The sequence below is a fragment of the Piscinibacter defluvii genome (assembly GCF_004011805.1).
Classification (GTDB): domain Bacteria; phylum Pseudomonadota; class Gammaproteobacteria; order Burkholderiales; family Burkholderiaceae_C; genus Piscinibacter; species Piscinibacter defluvii.
This window is the reverse complement of the sequence record NZ_RCHJ01000015.1, coordinates 138,394-156,228: the sequence shown is the minus strand read 5'-3', so window position 1 is coordinate 156,228 and position 17,835 is coordinate 138,394. Positions and strand designations below refer to the sequence as shown.

Genomic DNA, 17,835 nt, shown 5'->3' with positions numbered 1-17,835 from the left:
ACGAAAGGAGTCGAGATGCCCCCCTTCGTCGATCGCCTGCCCGCTCCGCGGCGGCGGCACCTGCTGCTCGGCGCGCTCCTGTCACCGCTCGCGCTGCCCGGCTGCGCCGCATTCGACTACCGGGAGGGCGACGCGCCGGAACCGCTTGCCGACGTGCCGCCGCTGTCGCCCCGCCCGCGCATCGCGCTCGTGCTGGGCAGCGGCGGGCCGCGCGGCTATGCGCACCTGGGCGTGCTGCGCGTGCTGGAGGAGGCCGGGGTGCAGCCCGACCTGATCGTCGGCAGCAGCGTCGGCGCGCTGATCGGCACCTTCTGGGCCAGCGGGCTGGACGCGGCGCGCCTGGACGAACTGTCGTTCCAGGGCGGCCCGCTGACGGTGTTCGATCCCAGCCCGTTTGCCGACCGCGGCTGGATCCGCGGCCAGAAGCTGCAGGACTACGTGAACCGCGGCGTGGCCGGCCGGCCGCTCGAGGCGCTGCCGCGGCGGGTGGTCGTCGCGGTCACGCGGCGCGACGACAAGCAGCCGCGTTTCTTCCTGCGCGGCAACGCCGGCGTGGCGGTGCGTGCGTCGGGCGCGATGCCCGGCATCGTGTCGCCGGTGGGCATCGCCGGCATCGAGTACGAGGACGGCGACGAGTCGCTGCCGGTGCCGGTGCGCGCGGCGCGCGCGGCCGGCACGCAGTTCGTGATCGCCGTCGACGTGGCCGCGCGCACGACGCCCGCGGATGCGTCGGAGGCGATGCGCGAACGCGACCGGCGCCGGCGCCTGCGCATCGAGCCCGAGGTGGCGCAGGCCGACTTCCTGCTCCATCCGGACCTCGACTACCGGGCCGGTCCGTGGCGCAGCTACTTCGTCGACTCGCGCGCCCGCGGCGAGGCGCACGCCCGGCAGCGGCTGCCGGACCTCCTGCGTGCGCTCGAGGCACGTTTCGGTCCGGATGCCCGGCAGCGCAAGGCAGCGACGGCCATGGCGCCGACCGGGTGACCGGCCCGGGCACGATCCGTCGTCGGGTCGGGCCTGGGCTTCTGCGCGCCGCTCAGAGATCCAGGACCAGCCGCGCCGTGGCCGCGCGCGAGCAGCACACCAGCATCTGGTCGCCGGCGGCCTGCTCCTCGGGCGTGAGGTACATGTCGCGGTGGTCGGGCGTGCCCTCGATCACGCGTGTCAGGCAGGTGCCGCAGACACCCTGCTCGCAGGAGGTGGCCACGGCGATGCCCTCGGCCGCCAGCGCCTGCACGATCGTGCGGTCCGGCGGCACCACGACGATGCGGCCGGAGCTGGCCAGCAGCACCTCGAATGAACCGTCGTCCGCCTTCTGCGCCACCTCGGCGCCGAAGAACTCGTAGTGCAGCTGGGCCTCGGGCCAGCCGGCCGCGCGCGCGCTGGCCAGCACCACGTCCATGAAGCCCTTGGGCCCGCAGACGTAGAGATGCCGCCCCGGCTGCGGCGCTTCGAGCAGCGCCGGGATGTCGAGCTTCTGCACCGTGGCGCCGTCGTCGAAGTGGTAGTGCACACGGCCGGCGAAGGACGAGGCCACGATGCGCTCGACGAACGCGGTGCGTGCGCGCGAGCGGGTGCAGTAGTGCATCTCGAACACGGCGCCGGTGTTGGCCAGCCTCTCGGCCATGCACAGCAGCGGCGTGATGCCGATGCCGCCGGCCAGCAGCAGGTGGCTCTTCGCCTCGTGCGCCAGCGCGAAGTGGTTCTTCGGCGTGCTGATGGCGAGGGTGTCGCCTTCCTTGACCACATCGTGCATGGCCACCGAGCCGCCGCGCGAGGCGGCGTCGCGCAGCACGGCGATCTGGTAGCGGTGCGTCTCGCGCGGATCGTTGCACAGCGAGTACTGGCGCGTCAGCCCGCCGGGCACCTGCACGTCGACATGCGAGCCGGCCGAGAACGCCGGCAGCGGCGCGCCGCCGACGCTCACCAGCTCGAAGCTGCAGATGCCCTCGGCCTCGACCGCCTTGCGCGCCACGCGCACCTGGAGCGTCGCGCCACTCACGAGGCCTGCTCCTGCGCCACCAGGCGCTCGATGATGCGGCGCGCCTGCACGCCGCCCAGGTCGGTGTTCAGCGACAGCAGCTTGCGCTCGGGCTGCGCGCTCAGGTTGCGCTGCTGGGCTTCGAGCATCTCCAGGTCCTCCAGGAACACCTTGCCCTGCGCCTCGCGGATCGAGGCGGTGAGCGCCTTGTCCTCGGGACGGAAGTTGCGCGCCAGGCCCCAGAAGTACCAGATCGAGGTCTCGGTCTCGGGGGTGATCAGGTCCACCACGATGCCCGAGGTCTTCACCGGCGCCGGCGCGTCGAAGCCCCCCTGCCCGGCCAGCGCGACGCCGACGTCGATCATCACGCTGGACGGCGGCATGAAGCGGCAGCGCTGCCAGCGGTCCACCGTGGCCTCGCCGTCCAGCCCGTTGCCGCGCATCGCGGTGGCCCAGAACGGCGGTGCCTTCACGCCCGGCATCTCGCGCTTGGTGATGACGAGGTCGCCTTCGGTCACGGTCTGCGGCACCACCTCGTCGAGTTCCTTCTGGCCGATGCTGGTGGCATGCACGTACTTCTCGTGCGTCAGGTCCATCAGGTTGTCGACCATCAGGCGGAAGTCGCACTTCACGTGGTACATGCCGCCGCCGTAGGCCCAGCCCGGGTCCTCGGCCCAGTCGAGTCGGGGCAGTTTCGCCGGGTCGGCCTGGGCCGCATCACCCGGCCAGACCCAGACGAAGCCGTGGCGCTCGATCACCGGGTAGCTCTTCACGCCAGGGAAGCCGCGCACGCGCTGGCCCGGCATCGCGACCACCTTGCCCTCGCAGCCCATCTCCAGGCCGTGGTAGCCGCACACCAGCTTGCCCTCGACCACCTGGCCGAGCGAGAGCGGAGCGCCGCGGTGCGGGCACCAGTCGTCCAGCCCGACGGCCTGGTTCTCGGGGCCGCGGAAGAACACGATCGGCTCGCCGCAGATGCGCCGGCCGAGCGGCTTCTCGTCGATCTCGTGCGGCATGCAGGCCACGTACCAGGCGTTCTTGGGGAACATGGGAAGTCTCCGGGGCTTGTAGATTGGATCCAATTGTGCGACAAACAAGCCATTGAACGCAAGATTCGAGCTTCAATGGATCCAATTAAACCCTCCGGGACGGAAACCACCAGCGTCGTGGCGACACTGCGCCAGCTCATCGTCGGCGGCCGGCTGCCCGCCGGCGAGCGGGTGGCGGAGATCCCGGTGGCGCAGTCGCTGGGCGTCTCGCGCACGCCGGTGCGGCTGGCCTTCCGCGCGCTCGAGCAGGAGGGGCTGCTCTCCAAGGCGGGCAAGCGCGGCTACGTGGTGCGGCGCTTCTCCGAAGCCGACGTGCGCGCCGCCATCGAGGTGCGCGGCACGCTCGAGGGCCTGGCGGCGCGCCAGCTGGCCGAACGCGGACTCGACGAGGCGGTGCGCGCGGTGCTGCACGAGTGCCTCGCCGAGGGCGCCGCGGTGCTCGCCAAGGGTCACCTGGAAGACGCCGACGTGGCGCGCTGGAGCCGCCTGAACAAGCGCTTCCACGACGCGCTGGTGGACGCCCACGAGAGCCGCGTGATCGCCGATGCGATCGCGCGCAACAACCACCTGCCCTTCGCCTCGGCCGACTCGATCGCGCTCGACCGCGCGGCCTTGCCGGCCGAGTACGAGAAGCTGCGCATCGCGCAGCTGCAGCACCAGCTGGTGGTCGACGCGCTGGAGCGGCGCGAGTCGGCGCGTGTCGAGATGCTGATGCGCGAGCACGCCTGGGTCGGCTTCCGCTACGGCGCGCTGGTCGGCGCCGCGCCGGTGCTGGCCTGATCGGCGGCTGATGGGCGGCGTCAGAACGCGGCCAGCAGCGCCGCGACGTCGAGCACGCCCCAGCCCTGGCCGCGGTCCCAGCGGCCGTTGAAGTTCTGCGTCTTCTGGCGCAGCGCGCCGGCGATCTGGTTGGCCCCGGGCACACGCCCGGCCTTGGCACCGCGCGACAGCAGCAGCGCGATCGCGCCGGCCACGTGCGGTGCGGCCATGCTGGTGCCGTCCTTGCGGGTCACGCCGTCGGCGCTGCCTCCGCGCGCGGCCCTCACGCCGACGCCGGGGGCGCACACCAGCGGCTTGCGCTGCCCGTCGCGCGTCGGCCCGTAGGACGAGGACTTGCCCACCCGCACCGGCCGGCTCGCCTCGACCGAGCCGACCGCGATCACGCTGGCGGCGGTGCCCGGGATGCTGAGCGTCACGTTCTCGTCCGCATGGTCGAGGAAGCGGCTCGGCGCCCCCGGGCTGCGCTCGATCCACACATGCACCTCGCCGCCCTCCGGCGCGTCGATGCCCTGGGCCTCGAGCGCCCATTCACCCGGTGCGGCCGGCGCGGCGTCGCGGCCCAGCTCGATGGCCAGCAGGCTGTCGCCGTTGTCGACGTGGCGCGGCGTGAAGACCAGCCGGTACGGCCCGCCGTCGGGCAGGCTGCCGGCGCACTCGGGATGTGCCGCGTCGACCCAGTCGGTCCAGTGCGCCGCGGCCGGACCGCGCAGGCGGAAGGCGAGCTGGTCGGCGCTGCTCCACCACAGCTCCAGGCGCTCGACCGCATCGGCGTCGGGGCTGCGCTGCCAGCGCAGCGCGTCCAGCCCGCCGGTGGGCACGGTGAGCAGCGCGTGGCCGCCCTTGTCGCGCTCGTTGCCGGCCGACTTCACCACCACCCGGCCCGGCTTGCGGCCGGATTCGGCGAAGGCGTCGAACGCCACCTCGAGCGCCGACTTGCCGTCGTGCGCGCCGGCGTTCATGCCCTGGCTGAGGTTCACCACCACCGGCAGGCGCAGCTCGTCGGCCACGCGGTCGATGAAGGCCAGCGCGTCGATGTGGCTGCCCGAGTAGCCGGTCGGCCCGGAGGCGGCGGCGATCACCACCAGCAGCTTCGCCTGCGGCGCCACGCCTCCGGCGAAGTCTCCGGCCGCACGGCCGGCCGCGATGCTCGCCACATGCGTGCCGTGGCCCTCGTCATTGCGCGGCAGCCCGGCCGGCCACTGGCCCGCGGCCACCGCGGCGGCGATGCTGGCGGCGTCGTGGAAGTGGCCGTAGCCGAAGCCCGGCGGCGGCGTGCCGGCCGCGGCGGTCTGGTCCCAGATGCCGACGATGCGCGAGGCCCCGGCGGCATCGCGGAAGGCCTGGTGCAGCACGTCGATGCCGTCGTCGATCACCGCCACCAGCGCCGCGTCGCCACGCTCCTCGAACGGCCCGGCGGGCGCGGTGTATTGCGCGGCCACGCCGATGAAGGGCAGCGAGCGGTCGCAGTCGAGCGCCGCGGCGACCGGGCGGCTCTGCTCGACCGAGATCACCTTCGGGTCGGCCAGCAGGGCCTGCACGCTCGCGTCGCTGCCCTGCGCCGTGACCACGGTGCCCAGGCGCGACTGCAGCGCGAGGCCCGGGATGCCGGCCGGCTGCCACTGCGCGTCGGCCAGGCGGATCAGCAGCGTGCGGCGCTCCCCCTCCGCCGAGCCGGCCGGCGCCAGGCGCGTGCGGTGGCGCCGCACCGCCGCGCTCAGGCGCGCCAGGATCGAGCCGCCGGGCTGGCGCCGGCCGAGCTCGAGCAGCTGGTCGAACTGGCGGTGCGTGGACGACACCTCGAAGGCATGCATGTCGCGGTGGCGCAGGTAGGCCTCGACCGCCGCCTCGGCGCCGGCGTAGTGCTGCAGCGCGACCAGCGCCTCGGCGTGCGAGGCGCAGTCCCACACGTCCAGCGGCCGCTCGCGTTCGCGCTGCGCGAGCGTCGTCAGCACGTCGAGTGCGATCGCCTCGGCGCGCGGGCCGGTGTCGAGCAGCACGCCGTCGCGTTCGGCGCGCAGCAGGCAGCTGGCGGCGTTGACCGCGTGCCAGACCCGTTCGCGGTTGCGCTCGGCCACCGCGCCGTAGGCCGCGATCGCGCGCCGCAGCCAGCCCGGCGCCTCGGCCGCCTTCGGCGCATCCACGTAACGCTGCTTGAACACACGGCCGACCAGGCCGTGGGCCTCGTCGATTTCATCCGGGCTCGAATCGGCCCCGCCGATGATCGACTGCAGCACCTCCAGCGCCTGCTCGAGCGCGCCAGTCTCGATCAGCGCCTGGGCGTACAGGCGGCGCACGGTATCGCTCCGGGTGCCGGAGGCAAGCTGCAGCTCGGCGAGGCGGCGCATCGCCGCGAAGGACCGCTCGCGCCGCAAGGCCTGCAGGTCCGCGACGGCGTGCCGCTCGGGGTAGGCCCCGGTCCGGCGCGAGCGCTGGCCTTCGAGCGCCGCGAGCAGCCGCTCGGCCCCGGCAGCGTCATGCCGTCGCACGGCGCGTTGCAGCGCTTCGCTGAAGAGCGCCTCGTTCCACTCGATCGGGCGCGCCGGCAGGCCGGCCGCGCCGGCGTCGTCACCCGGCGCAGGCTCCGGCAGCAGCGCGGCGAGCTGCCGATGGGCCGGCTGCAGGTCGTCGGCCGAAGAGAAGTCGACCACCGGCAATGCGGCCAGCGGCGCCGGCAGCCCGACCGTCGCGCCCAGGCTCACGACCACCCGCGTGCCCGGATGCGCCGCCACGAGCGCCAGCTCCTGCGCCAGCGTCGGCAGACCGAGCAGCGCCGGCGTCGCCACCACCAGCAGCACCGGGCAGGCGGCGGCCGCCCGGTCCTGTTGTGCGGCATCGGCGTCCGGCAGCAGCAGGCGCGCCAGCCAGCCGCCGTAGCCCAGCCGCGGCAGGCCGGGCAGCACGCGCTCGCGCAGCGGCGGCGCGTCCACGGCGGCCAGGATCACCCAGGCGCAGGCCACGGCTGCCGCTCAGGGCTGGCCGGTGCCCAGCAGCAACTCGTCGGGCAGGCCGCGGATGAAGGACTTGGTCAGCGCGCTCAGCCGCGCCTTCAGGTCGCCGTTCATGTCGGCCAGCAGGTCGATGTCGGCGGAGAACTTCTGGCTCACCTGCTCGAAGCGGGCCTTCTCCTTGGTGAGCTTGAAGAACAGCACCTGGGTGCGGCCGTAGTCGGCGTTCAGGCGCGCCGCGGCCATGCTCAGGCGCACCAGGCGGTTCGGTTCGTCCATCTCGACCACGGTGAACTGGTACTCGGTGACGTCGAAGCGGCGGCTCTGCTTGTCGAACAGCGTGATCCAGGGCGAGTCCTGGTCGATCTTCTGCAGCTGCTCGAGCGCGGTGACGATCAGGCTGCCCGCCGCCACCGCACCGCCCAGCGCCGCGGTCAGGAACGGAATGATCGCCTGGTGCACCGCGACGTTGACGCTCTTGAACTCCGACTCGACCTTGCCGCCGCCGTCGTTGTGCCAGTTCAGGTTCTGCAGCACGGTGTTGTGGCGCGCGACCCATTGGTCGGGGTCGAGCACCACCGGGTCGTTGCTGGCCACACGCTGGGCGGCCAGCAGCGAGAGCGTGACGCTGGACTTGATCGGCGCCGAGACCGCGGGCGAGAACTGGATCAGGTTCGAGCCGGTCACCAGGCCGGTGGGCAGTTGGTCGACGTTGATCGCGTTGACGACCTCGCCCTCCTCGGCCATCGAGCGGGGAAGCGCACCGACCGGCAGATCGGCGATGTAGCGGCGCAGCGTGTCGCGGTTGGCGGGCATGGCGGTTCCTTTCGCGAGGTGAGGCAGAGGATTCTGGACAGTCCGGCGCGCGGCACAAGCCCCCAGGATCCCCACTTCGGCGGAGCGAGAATCGACCATGGCTTCCACCTCGCACGACGACCCGATCGCCGAGCGGCTCGCGCAGCAGCCGCACCTGGTGCTCGACGGTGCGCTGGGCACCGAGCTCGCCCGGCGTGGCGCGGACATGAGCGATCCGCTCTGGTCCGCGCGCCTGCTGATCGAGAACCCGGACCTGATCCGCGCCGTGCACCTGGACTACTACCGCGCCGGCGCCGACGTGGCGACCACCGCCACCTACCAGGCCACCTTCGAAGGCTTCGCGCAGCGCGGCATCGGCGTGGCCGACGCCGCGGCGCTGATGCGGCGCGCGGTGCAGCTCGCCTGCGAGGCGCGCGATCAGTACGTCGCCGAGGCCCGGCCGGCGCGGCGCCCGCTGGTGGCCGCCTCGATCGGCCCGTACGGCGCGATGCTGGCCGACGGTTCGGAGTACCGCGGGAACTACGGCCTGGACGAGGCCGCGCTGATGCGCTTCCACCGCCCGCGCCTGCGGGTGCTGGCCGACGCCGGCGCCGACCTGCTGGCCTGCGAGACGCTGCCCTGCCTGGCCGAGGCGCGCGCGCTGGCGCGGCTGATCGAGGAACTGCCGGGGGCCTGCGCCTGGTTCGCCTTCTCCTGCCGCGACGCGGCGCACGACTGCCAGCGCGAGCCGTTCGCCGACTGCGTGGCGGCGCTGGACGGCTTCGCCCGGGTGGCGGCGATCGGCATCAACTGCACCGCGCCGCACCACGTGGCGGGCCTGGTGGCCATCGCCGCGGCGCAGACCCGCAAGCCGATCGTGGTCTACCCGAACAGCGGCGAGGAGTGGGACGGCGCCGCCAAGGTCTGGCGCGGCCAGGACGAATGCGCCGGCGCACCGCTGGCCGAACAGGCGATGGCCTGGGCGGCTGGCGGCGCCCGGCTGATCGGCGGCTGCTGTCGCACCACGCCCGAGCACATCGCCGCGTTGGCGCGACGCTGGTCGCGCGAGTGAGCGGTCGGTCGGTTTGTGAGTGGTTGCTCACGCGGCCGCATGGCCGCAGAGCGGGGGTCAGCGCTTGCGATCGGCCAGCAATTCCTGGCTCAGCGAGCGGCGCACCGAACCGGCCATCTCGTAGAAGGGGCTCTCCTGCTTGGCATCGCGGCGTTCGCCGAGCAGGCGGGACACCGGCCGGGGCGGTTGCTTGGGGGAGACCGGCGGTTGCGCGGAACGGAATGACATCGGGACACCGGATCGCTGCGGGAGGCCCGCAACGCGCTTGGAAATCTTGTGACGCCCTCTGAACGCGGTGCGCCGGCGCCCGGTTGACAGGCCGGCCCGGCCCGCCGTGGTGCGGCCATCGGACAGAATCGCGCCCAGCCATGGACCGCTTCCTCGCCATCGAGGCCTTCGTGCGTGTGGCCGAAACGCGCAGCTTCGCCGAAGCGGCGCGCCAGATGCGGCTGAGCCGCTCGGTGCTGACCGAGCGCGTGCAGCAGCTCGAGGCTTTCGTCGGTGCGCCGCTGCTGGTGCGCAACACGCGCAGCGTGCGGCTGTCCGACCTCGGCCAGACCTTCCTGCGCGACTGCGTCGAGCTGGTCGGCCGCACCAACGAGGTGGTCAACCAGATGCGCGAGGTGACCACCTCGCCGGTGGGCCGGCTGCGCGTGCATGCGCTGCCCGGTTTCGTGCTCGGCCACCTGGCCACGCTGCTGCAGGAGTTCCAGGCGCGTTACCCGCAGATCGCGCTGGACATCGTGGTCAACGACGCCGCGATCGACCCGGTCAAGGAGGGCTTCGACTGCGCGCTGCAGATCTTCCCGCCACGCTCGGAGGAGCTGGTGTCGCGCAAGCTGTTCCCGGTGCGGCGCGTGTTCTGCGCCTCGCCCACCTACCTGCGGCGCTGGGGCGTGCCGCGCCAGCCGGCCGACCTGCTGCGCCACCGGCTCGGCTGGTACTCGGGCTACCCGACGCGCGAGCGCGTGGCCTTCCACGGCCCGGCGGGCGAACCGGTGTCGCTGGAGCTGAAGCCGACCCTGCTGTCCAACTCCGTGCACCTGCTGCGCGAGTACGCGCTGGAGCATGCCGGCATCGTCTGCCTGCCCACGCTGGTGGCCTCGGCCTCGGTGACCGCGGGCGACCTGGTGCTGGTGCTGCCCCGGCACCAGCTCAGCTCGTTCTGGCTGAGCGTGTTCTACCCGCAGGCGGCGCGCAGCTCGCTCAAGCTCAAGCTGTTCCTCGAGGCACTGGTCAAGAGCTTCACCGGCACCCCGCCCTGGGACCAGGTGCTGCTCGACGCCGGGCTGATTCCCGCGGACATCATCGAGTAGCCCGGCTTCACGCGCGCGTCACGCGGCGCGGGCAGCATGCCGGGGTGATGATGCCCGACGCGCCCGAACCCGCCGACCCCGCGCCGCTGCGCGTCCGCACGGTCTGGATCTCCGACCTGCATCTCGGCACGCCGGGTTGCCAGGCCCGGGCGCTGCTCGACTTCCTGCGCGAGGTGGAGTGCGAGACGCTCTACCTGGTGGGCGACATCATCGACGGCTGGCAGCTGCGGCGCAGCTGGTACTGGCCGCAGGCCCACAACGACGTGGTGCAGAAGATCCTGCGCAAGGCGCGCAAGGGCACGCGCGTGGTGTTCGTGCCGGGCAACCACGACGAGTTCGCCCGCAAGTACGTCACCCACAACTTCGGCGGCGTCGACGTGGTCGACGACTGCATCCACCTCACCGCCGACGGCCGCCGGCTGTGGATCACGCATGGCGACCTGTTCGACGGGGTGATCCAGTGCGCCCGCTGGCTCGCCCATGCGGGCGACCTCGCCTACGAGTTCGTGCTGAAGGTGAACCGCGGCTTCAACCGCGCGCGGGCGCGCCTCGGGCTGCCGTACTGGAGCCTCTCGCGCTACCTGAAGCTCAAGGTCAAGCGCGCGGTCAGCTACGTCAACGACTTCGAGCGCGCCGTCGCGCACGAGGCGCGCCGGCGCGGCGCCGACGGCGTGGTCTGCGGCCACATCCACCATGCCGAGATGCGCACCATCGACGGGGTGCTCTACTGCAACGACGGCGACTGGGTCGAGAGCCTGACCGCGCTGATCGAACACCCCGACGGCCGGCTCGAAATCATCGACCGCAGCTTGACCGCGACCGCGCCGCAGTTCACGCTGCGGCCTGCTCCCGCTCCCGCCGCGGGCATCGCGGCCCCGGCCCCGGCACCGCTGCCGGACCCGGTCCACTGACTCGTTCACGCAGGAGACCCTCGATGCAACAGACCCTCCGACTTGGCGCACTGGCCCTGGCCTGCGCCGCACTCGCCTTGCCGCCGGCCGTGCAGGCCGACGACCGCGAGGTCGAGCATGGGCAGCGCCTGCACGGCCGCGACGGCGGCACGGCGATCCAGCTCGGCCCGCGCCCGTTCTACCTCGTCGACGGACTGGACGATGGCCCGCTGAAGCGCGCCCTGCAGCAATGCCGGCACGGGAGCACGCGCCGCACCGACTTCTCGATCGGCCACCGCGGCGCGGCGCTGCAGTTCCCCGAACACACGCAGGAGTCGTACACGGCGGCGGCGCGCCTGGGCGCCGGCATCGTCGAGTGCGACGTGACCTTCACGCGCGAGGGCGAGTTCGTCTGCCGCCATGCGCAGAACGACCTGCACACGACCACCAACATCCTGCAGACGGCGCTGGCCGCCACCTGCCTCAGGCCCTTCGTGCCGGCGGTGCTGGACGGCAACGGCAAGGTCGTCACCCCGGCCAGCGCCGAATGCCGCACCTCCGAGCTGACGCTGGACCAGTTCCGCAGCCTGCGCGGCAAGATGGACGCGTTCAACCCGGCCGCGCGCACGGTCGACGAGTTCGTCGGCGGCACCGCGCCCTGGCGCACCGACCTCTACACCGGCCGCGGCACGCTGATGACGCTGCGCGAGAGCATCGCGCTGAACGAGCGGCTCGGCGTGAAGCACACGCCGGAGCTGAAGGCGGGCGACGCAGCCTCGATCGCCGCCGTGTTCGGCAGCCAGCAGAACTACGCGCTGAAGTTCGCCGACGAACTCCGGCGGGCCGGCGTGCGGCCGCGCGACGCCTGGCCGCAGTCCTTCAACGTCGAGGACGTGCTGGCCTGGATCGACCACACCCCCTACGGGCGCCAGGCGGTCTACCTGCTCGACTACAACGCGGCCGACCCGGTGAACGACATCGTGATCCAGTCGCCCTACAACCAGATGGACCGCGCCGAGTACTTCAGGATGCTGAAGCAGCGCGGCGTGCGCATCGTCGCACCGCCGATCCCGGCGCTGCTGGCGGTGGATGCGAACGGCCGCATCGTGCCCTCGGCGCTGGCCAAGCAGCTCAGGGCCTGGGGCTTCGACATCATCACCTGGACGCTCGAGCGCTCCGACCTGCGCGCCGGCGCCTCGCGTGCCGGCTTCTACTACGACTTCGACGCGGCCGGCCGCGCGATCCGCAAGGACAGCGACCAGTACCTCGCCGTCGACGTGCTCGCGCGCGAGGTCGGCGTGCTGGGCATCTTCTCCGACTGGCCGGCCACGGTGTCGTACTACGCGAGCTGCATGGGCATGAGGTAGTCGCCGGCGGCCGGTGCGCGCCGGTGCGCTTGCGGCAATGCCGCGCAAGGTCTCCAATACGGGGCGGCCCGCAGCGGCGGGCCGGCAACGGATTGCGGGAGGTCGCCTGCCATGCTTGCCACCGTCAGCGTGCAGTTCCGCGCATCGACCTTCCTGGCGCACCAGCTGGCCGAACTGCAGCGCCGGCCGCCCTGCCCGCCGCCGGCCCAGTTCGGCATCCAGCTGCAGCGGGTGCGGGTCACCGGCGTGTCGCTGTGGCAGAACGAGCCGAAGGACTTCGACATCTTCACGCGTGACGCGCTCGGCGACCGCGTCGCCAACGACTTCCCTGCCAAGGGGCGCCAGACGCAGCTGGTGCTGGACCTGGATCTCTCGGTCACCACCTCCGACGCCGTCGCCGCGAGTCCCGGCGCGCTGACGAACCAGCTGCTGGCCTTCACGCCGCGCCTGGTCTGCGACCTGACGGCCTTCGTGCCGCCGGGGCCCGGCATCTCGCTGCGCGTCGAGAAGCGGTCGCTCGAGTGGCCGCCGGGCTCGCTGCCCGCGCTGCCGCCCACACCGGTGCCGCTGCCGATGCACCTGATCCAGCAGGCGGTCGAGGACGAGGTGCTGCAGCATGTGCCCAACGTGACGCGCCGGCTCGACCCGGAGGGCCGGCTGCACGGCGGGCAGGAGGCGGTCAACGCCGGGCTCGCCGCGGATGCCTCGCTCGAGTTCCTCGAGCTGCGCAGCGAAGCCTCGCCCGGCAACGACTACAACCACGTGCGCTGGACCTACTTCCACCAGGGGCAGCTCGTCGACCGCCTGCACGGCGAGGACTGGGCGCTGTACTTCCGCGCCAGCGACATCGCACTCACCATGACCCTGACGGTCGAGGCGCTGCTGAAGGAGGCGCTGAGCACCCCCGAGGCGCGCTTCAGGCAGTGCTGGACCGATTTCGAGGGCGGTACCGACGTGGCGCGCTTCCGCACCACGGTCGTGATCCGTGTCGACGTGCCGATGGTGCCGACCTTCGACAAGCAGATCCCCGTGGTGACGACGATCTCGCTCGCTCCCGGCGGCGCCGGCCTGGTGGTGGACCTGTGGCTGCAGGGGCTGGAGGAGCTGGTCGACGACGTGATCGGCTTCGCCCGCGTGGCGGTGTCGTTCCTGCCGCCGGCCCTGTCGCTGCCGATGCAGTTCGCGATCGGCGAGGGCGTGTCCGCCGGCGAAGACCTGCTGCAGGGCCTGGAGGTGCCGCCGAAGAAGGGCATCACCTTCACCCGGCCCGGGCCGTACTCGGTGCGCGGCGTCATCGAGCTGCCGGCGCCGGCGGAACTGGTGGGCCCGGGGGCGTCGATCCGGCGGCTGGCCTCCGACGCCGGCGGCTTCAGCCTCGCCGGCGGCTGGCCTGCCGTGGCGTTGACGCCCTCGACCGTCGAGGTCCGCTCCGAAGGCTTCGAGTGGCGCGGCCCGCAGTTCTCCTGCAGCGCGGCCAGCCGCAACATCCTGACCGACTTCGAGAACGACCCGTACGCGCACATCCGGCTGGATGCGGTGATCGAGCTGTCGCAGGCGGGCAGCGAGCCAATCGAGCTGTGTTCGGCCGCCATCGCCCAGGCGCCCGAGGACCTCGAGTTTCCGCTGTCCCTGGCACCGGTGCTGCCCGGCCACCTGCCGCGCGCCGTGGCGCTGCAGGCCTCGGGCCGCTGGGCGCAGCGTCACCCGGGCGACAGCGTGACGATCGAACTGCGCACCACCGCCGGCGTGCTGCGGGTCACGCTGCCGCCTGCGGGCGAGCTGCGCCCCGAGCTGCGGCGCGCGCTGAGCGGCGCGATCGAGGTCAAGCTGCTGGCGTGCGAACAGGTGCTGCCGGAGTGGTTCGGCGGCGGCTGGGGCGGCGGCCGCAAGTTCAGGCTCGACTGGATCGACGACCCGCTGATCGACCCCGAGCGCTGGGGCAGCGACCCCGTCGTCAGCGGCGCTCGCTTCGAGCGCTGGAACGTGCACCTGAGCGGCATGCCCGCCGAGACGACGGTGCTGCTCGGAACCGAAGACGAGGCGCGCTGGACGACGTCGGTGGCGGGCCCGTCCGGCACGGCATCGCTGTCACTGCTGCTGCCCGGCGGCCAGGTGCCCGAACTCTCCGCGCAGGCGCCGTTGCTGTCCCGCTCCGCCGGTGCCGGGGTGCGCGCGGCGGCGCAGGGGCCGCTGCCGGGGATCGCGGTGTCGCGGCAGGCGATGCTGCGCGTGGCGCGGATCCGGCTCGAGCGCCCGGTGCGCATGGCCGTCGGCGCCGCCGTGCGCGGCGCGGCGGGCTTCGTCGTGCTGATCGACGGTGCGGTGCTCGACCTGGCGCTGGCCTCGATGCACCGGATGACGGTGGTCCGGCGCCGCCCGGCCCCCGGCGCGCGCCAGCTCGTCGCCACCCCGGCGGGCGTGATGGTCGTCGGCGACTGCGGTGCGCTGCTCCACCGTGCGAACGGCGACGACCTGCGGCTCGGCGCCGCGGGCACCGGCGTGCGAGGGGCGGCATGCCTGGGCAGCGAGCTGTTCGTCCTGCGCGCCGGGATGATCGAGTGCCGGAGCGCGGACGACGGATGCCTGCGCCGATCGATGGCGACGGACGCGACCGCGATCGCGACCCACGGCCGCCGGCTGGTGCTCGCCACCCCGCGCGGGCTGGTGCTGCACGACGGCGCCGACGCGGGCTGCGCGACCGCCCTGCCCCTGGCCCTGCCCGACACCGTGGACATGCTGCGCCGGGTGGACGATCTGCTGCTGGCGCGCGGCGCGGACGAGCGCTGGTGGCGCATCGACGTCGAGCGCGGAACCGCACAGCGCATGGCGCCGGACGCCGAACCGCTGCGCTTCGCCAGCTCGTCGCAGGCGGCGCTGCACGTCGTCCCGGGCGCCAGCGCCATCGACCTGTACCTGCCGGGCGAGGCGGCACCCATGGTCCCCGTACCGGCGGACCGAGGGCGCCGTCCCGGCGATTCGAGCGCCACGGCCGGTTGATCGGCGCTCGCTGCCGGCGCGCCACGGCAGCGCGGGTTCCGCGCGGGCTCGTCGTGGCGCCCGCGGCCGGCCTCACACCCGCCGCAGCAGGGGCTCCCCCATCTTCAGCCGCCGCCCGGGCGCCACCCCCTCGGCGAGCGCGAAGCCGGGCGGCACGAACACCAGGATGGTCGAGCCGTGCTCGAACCAGCCCATCTCCTGCCCCTTGGCCACCGCCACGTCGCAGGGCATCTCGTTCGGGCCCTTCCAGCGCAGGTGCAGCAGCACGTCCAGCGCATGCAGCCGGATGCTCGCCACCAGCACCGCGGCCACCGGCACCAGCGCGAGCGGCGTGCCGTCGGACAGCGTCAAACGCAGCACGGCGCGTTCGTTGCGGCAGAACAGCCGCTCCACCCGCGCCAGCGCGATCGGGTTGACGTTCCAGGTGTCGCCGCTCAGGTAGGTCACGTGCCCGAGGCGCGCCTCCGCCGGTGCGTGGAAGCGGTGGTACATCGCCGAGGTCAGGCGCAAGGTCACGTACGTGCCGCCCTCGAAGGGCGACGGGTCCTGGCTCGGGCCGAACAGCTCGTGCAGCGAATACGGAAAGCCCTTGGCCTGGACGACGATGTCGCGCTGCGCCTGGCCGCAGGCGCCGACGATGGCGTCGCAGGGGCTCGTCAGCACGCCCGGGTCGGGGTCGACCGGGCGCGCGCCCTCGACCAGCTCGCGCGTGAACACCTCGTGCAGGCTGCGCCAGCGGCGCGGCTTCGCCTCCGAGAGATCGAGCTCGGTGAACAGGCGCCACACGGCGAGCGAGGCGCGTGTCAGCAACGGGCTCTCGATGCGGCTGAAGCGTCCCATCAGCCGCGTGAGCAAGAGGCGCGGGATGCGGTTGGTGAGCAGGAAGTTCAGGTCCTCCTGCTGCAGGACGCGACGCAACGCGCCGGCTTTCACGACGGTGTCAATCATCTCGGTTAGACCTCGGTCTTTCGGACAAGGGACGTACATGGACGACGGATTCGCGCTCACCGCCGCTGCGCTCGGCCTGCTCGCCTGGGGGCTGCCGAAGGCGCACCGGCGGCTGCAGCTCTCGCGTGCCAAGCACCGCTCGCTGGCCGGCCACGCACGCATCGCCAAGCGCATCGCCGCGCTGATCCCGGGTTACGCCTACGACGAGGCGCGCTTCTTCGCGGTCGACGGCGCACCGGAGCACGTCGCGGCGCGGCGGCGTGCCGGCTTCTTCCGCCTTGCGGTGCAGTTCGCCGAGCGCTTCCCCAAGGGCATCGCGCTGACAGCGCAGGCGCGCGAGGGCCTCTCGGACCTGCAGTTCACCGGCCGCTACCGCGTGCCCTTCCAGTTCAGCCCGCTGGTGCGCGAGCACCTGAAGACGAGCAGCTTCGTCGCGCGCGCCAGCGGCGTGACGCTCGAGGACGTGGACGGCAACCTCTTCCACGACCTGACCGGCAGCTACGGCGTCAACGTGTTCGGCGTGGACTTCTACAAGGCCTGCATGGACGAAGGCTTCGCCGCCGCACGCGCGCTCGGCCCCATCCTCGGCAGCTACCTGCCCTGCGTGGCGCGCAACGTCGAGCGCCTGAAGGCGCTCTCGGGCCTGGACGAGGTCTCGTTCCACATGAGCGGCACCGAGGCCGTGATGCAGGCGGTGCGCCTGGCGCGCTACCACACCGGCCGGCGCCACCTGGTGCGCTTCAGCGGCGCCTACCACGGCTGGTGGGAGGACGTGCAGCCCGGCCCCGGCAACCCGGTGCCGCCGCGCGAGACCTACACGCTCAAGGACATGGACGAACGTGCGCTCGCGGTGCTGCGCACCCGGCGCGACATCGCCTGCGTGCTGGTCAACCCCCTGCAGGCGCTGCACCCGAACGCCAGTGCGCCGGGCGACTCGTCGCTGGTGGACAGCAGCCGCCGCGCCGGCGTCGACCGCGCCGCCTACGCGGACTGGCTGAAGCGCCTGCGCGCGGTGTGCAGCGAGCGCGGCATCGTGCTGATCTTCGACGAGATCTTCGTCGGCTTCCGCCTCGCCAAGGGCGGCGCGCAGGAGTACTTCGGCGTGCAGGCCGACATGGTCACCTACGGCAAGACGCTCGGCGGCGGGCTGCCGGTGGGCGTGGTGTGCGGGCGCGCGGCGCTGATGAAGCGCTTCCGCGACGAACGCCCGGCCGACATCTGCTTCGCGCGCGGCACCTTCAACGCGCACCCGGCGGTGATGGCGTCGATGAGCGCGTTCCTCGACCGGCTCGAGAGCCCCGAGGTGGCGGCGCTCTACGACGGCCTGGACGAGCGCTGGAACGCACGCGCGGCACGCTTCAACGCCGCGCTCGAGGCCGCGGGCGTGCCGGTGCGCGTGGCCAACCTGTCGAGCATCTGGACGGTGCTCTACACGGAGCCCTCGCGCTACAACTGGATGCTGCAGTTCTACCTGCGCGCGCATGGTCTGGCGCTGTCGTGGGTGGGCAGCGGCCGCATCGTCTTCAGCCTCAACTACACGGAGGCGGACCTCGACGCGGTGATCGCCAGGTTCGTCGCCGCCGCGCGCGAGATGCAGGCCGACGGCTGGTGGTGGCGCGATGCCGGCGCCAGCAACAAGGCGATCCGGCGCAGCCTGCTCAAGGAGATGCTGCGCCGGCGCTTTGCCTGAGCGTC

Annotated in this window: 13 protein-coding genes; 8 read left to right on the top strand and 5 right to left on the bottom strand. The window is 72.8% G+C overall.

Going from position 1 to position 17,835, the window contains the following annotated elements; translation table 11 throughout:
- Positions 1-15: 15 nt before the first annotated feature.
- Complete coding sequence (locus D9C15_RS23090) at positions 16-984, top strand: patatin-like phospholipase family protein (protein WP_128000819.1); 969 nt, start codon at positions 16-18, stop codon at positions 982-984.
- A 52-nt stretch (positions 985-1,036) separates the two neighbouring features.
- Here the strand turns inward: D9C15_RS23090 and D9C15_RS23085 are convergent, their stop codons facing one another.
- The gene (locus D9C15_RS23085; protein WP_128000818.1) at positions 1,037-2,002 is read right to left on the bottom strand and encodes a PDR/VanB family oxidoreductase; all 966 of its coding nucleotides are present in this window, start codon (positions 2,000-2,002) and stop codon (positions 1,037-1,039) included.
- Positions 1,999-3,030, bottom strand: a complete 1,032-nt coding sequence (locus D9C15_RS23080; protein WP_128000817.1) for an aromatic ring-hydroxylating dioxygenase subunit alpha — start codon at positions 3,028-3,030, stop codon at positions 1,999-2,001. Before D9C15_RS23080 ends, D9C15_RS23085 begins: the two co-directional genes overlap by 4 nt.
- 117 nt (positions 3,031-3,147) lie before the next feature.
- Here D9C15_RS23080 and D9C15_RS23075 point away from each other — a divergent pair, with 117 nt between their 5' ends.
- Positions 3,148-3,810: a GntR family transcriptional regulator gene (locus tag D9C15_RS23075; protein WP_240668534.1), complete on the top strand. Its 663-nt coding sequence runs from the start codon at positions 3,148-3,150 to the stop codon at positions 3,808-3,810.
- A gap of 20 nt (positions 3,811-3,830) precedes the next feature.
- Here the strand turns inward: D9C15_RS23075 and D9C15_RS23070 are convergent, their stop codons facing one another.
- Together D9C15_RS23070 and D9C15_RS23065 are read right to left on the bottom strand one after the other, a co-directional pair.
- Positions 3,831-6,767: a S8 family serine peptidase gene (locus D9C15_RS23070; RefSeq protein ID WP_128000815.1), complete on the bottom strand. Its 2,937-nt coding sequence runs from the start codon at positions 6,765-6,767 to the stop codon at positions 3,831-3,833.
- A 9-nt stretch (positions 6,768-6,776) separates the two neighbouring features.
- Positions 6,777-7,571: a hypothetical protein gene (locus D9C15_RS23065; RefSeq protein WP_128000814.1), complete on the bottom strand. Its 795-nt coding sequence runs from the start codon at positions 7,569-7,571 to the stop codon at positions 6,777-6,779.
- 97 nt (positions 7,572-7,668) lie between these two features.
- Between D9C15_RS23065 and mmuM the strand changes: the two genes are divergently transcribed.
- The 5 genes from mmuM to D9C15_RS23040 all read left to right on the top strand — a co-directional run bounded on the left by mmuM (position 7,669) and on the right by D9C15_RS23040 (position 15,192).
- Complete coding sequence (gene mmuM, locus D9C15_RS23060) at positions 7,669-8,622, top strand: homocysteine S-methyltransferase (protein WP_128000813.1); 954 nt, start codon at positions 7,669-7,671, stop codon at positions 8,620-8,622.
- A gap of 368 nt (positions 8,623-8,990) precedes the next feature.
- Positions 8,991-9,938: a LysR family transcriptional regulator gene (locus D9C15_RS23055; RefSeq protein ID WP_128000812.1), complete on the top strand. Its 948-nt coding sequence runs from the start codon at positions 8,991-8,993 to the stop codon at positions 9,936-9,938.
- A 47-nt stretch (positions 9,939-9,985) separates the two neighbouring features.
- Positions 9,986-10,849, top strand: coding sequence for a UDP-2,3-diacylglucosamine diphosphatase (locus D9C15_RS23050; RefSeq protein ID WP_128000898.1), 864 nt, complete (start codon positions 9,986-9,988; stop codon positions 10,847-10,849).
- A gap of 23 nt (positions 10,850-10,872) precedes the next feature.
- A complete protein-coding gene (locus D9C15_RS23045; RefSeq protein WP_128000811.1) occupies positions 10,873-12,195 on the top strand; it encodes a glycerophosphodiester phosphodiesterase family protein in 1,323 nt (440 codons plus the stop codon).
- A 111-nt stretch (positions 12,196-12,306) separates the two neighbouring features.
- Positions 12,307-15,192, top strand: a complete 2,886-nt coding sequence (locus D9C15_RS23040) for a hypothetical protein (protein WP_128000810.1) — start codon at positions 12,307-12,309, stop codon at positions 15,190-15,192.
- Positions 15,193-15,264: 72 nt separating this feature from the next.
- Here D9C15_RS23040 and asd read toward each other — a convergent pair whose 3' ends face one another.
- Entirely contained in the window at positions 15,265-16,140 is an 876-nt protein-coding gene (gene asd / locus D9C15_RS23035) for an archaetidylserine decarboxylase (RefSeq protein ID WP_128000809.1), read from the bottom strand.
- 37 nt (positions 16,141-16,177) lie between these two features.
- On the opposite strand from asd, the gene D9C15_RS23030 reads away from it, so the two are divergent.
- Positions 16,178-17,830 carry an aminotransferase class III-fold pyridoxal phosphate-dependent enzyme gene (locus D9C15_RS23030; RefSeq protein WP_128000808.1) on the top strand — a complete coding sequence of 551 codons (1,653 nt, stop codon included), beginning with the start codon at positions 16,178-16,180 and terminating at the stop codon, positions 17,828-17,830.
- Positions 17,831-17,835 lie beyond the last annotated feature (5 nt).

What these genes read in the sequence shown, in the direction of transcription:
- D9C15_RS23080 (WP_128000817.1), bottom strand. Translation starts at nt 3,030, where the DNA reads ATGTTCCCCAAGAACGCCTGGTACGTGGCCTGCATGCCGCACGAGATC.
- D9C15_RS23065 (WP_128000814.1), bottom strand. Translation starts at nt 7,571, where the DNA reads ATGCCCGCCAACCGCGACACGCTGCGCCGCTACATCGCCGATCTGCCG.
- D9C15_RS23055 (WP_128000812.1), top strand. Translation starts at nt 8,991, where the DNA reads ATGGACCGCTTCCTCGCCATCGAGGCCTTCGTGCGTGTGGCCGAAACG.
- D9C15_RS23040 (WP_128000810.1), top strand. Translation starts at nt 12,307, where the DNA reads ATGCTTGCCACCGTCAGCGTGCAGTTCCGCGCATCGACCTTCCTGGCG.
- D9C15_RS23045 (WP_128000811.1), top strand. Translation starts at nt 10,873, where the DNA reads ATGCAACAGACCCTCCGACTTGGCGCACTGGCCCTGGCCTGCGCCGCA.
- D9C15_RS23050 (WP_128000898.1), top strand. Translation starts at nt 9,986, where the DNA reads ATGATGCCCGACGCGCCCGAACCCGCCGACCCCGCGCCGCTGCGCGTC.
- D9C15_RS23030 (WP_128000808.1), top strand. Translation starts at nt 16,178, where the DNA reads ATGGACGACGGATTCGCGCTCACCGCCGCTGCGCTCGGCCTGCTCGCC.
- mmuM (WP_128000813.1), top strand. Translation starts at nt 7,669, where the DNA reads ATGGCTTCCACCTCGCACGACGACCCGATCGCCGAGCGGCTCGCGCAG.
- D9C15_RS23090 (WP_128000819.1), top strand. Translation starts at nt 16, where the DNA reads ATGCCCCCCTTCGTCGATCGCCTGCCCGCTCCGCGGCGGCGGCACCTG.
- asd (WP_128000809.1), bottom strand. Translation starts at nt 16,140, where the DNA reads ATGATTGACACCGTCGTGAAAGCCGGCGCGTTGCGTCGCGTCCTGCAG.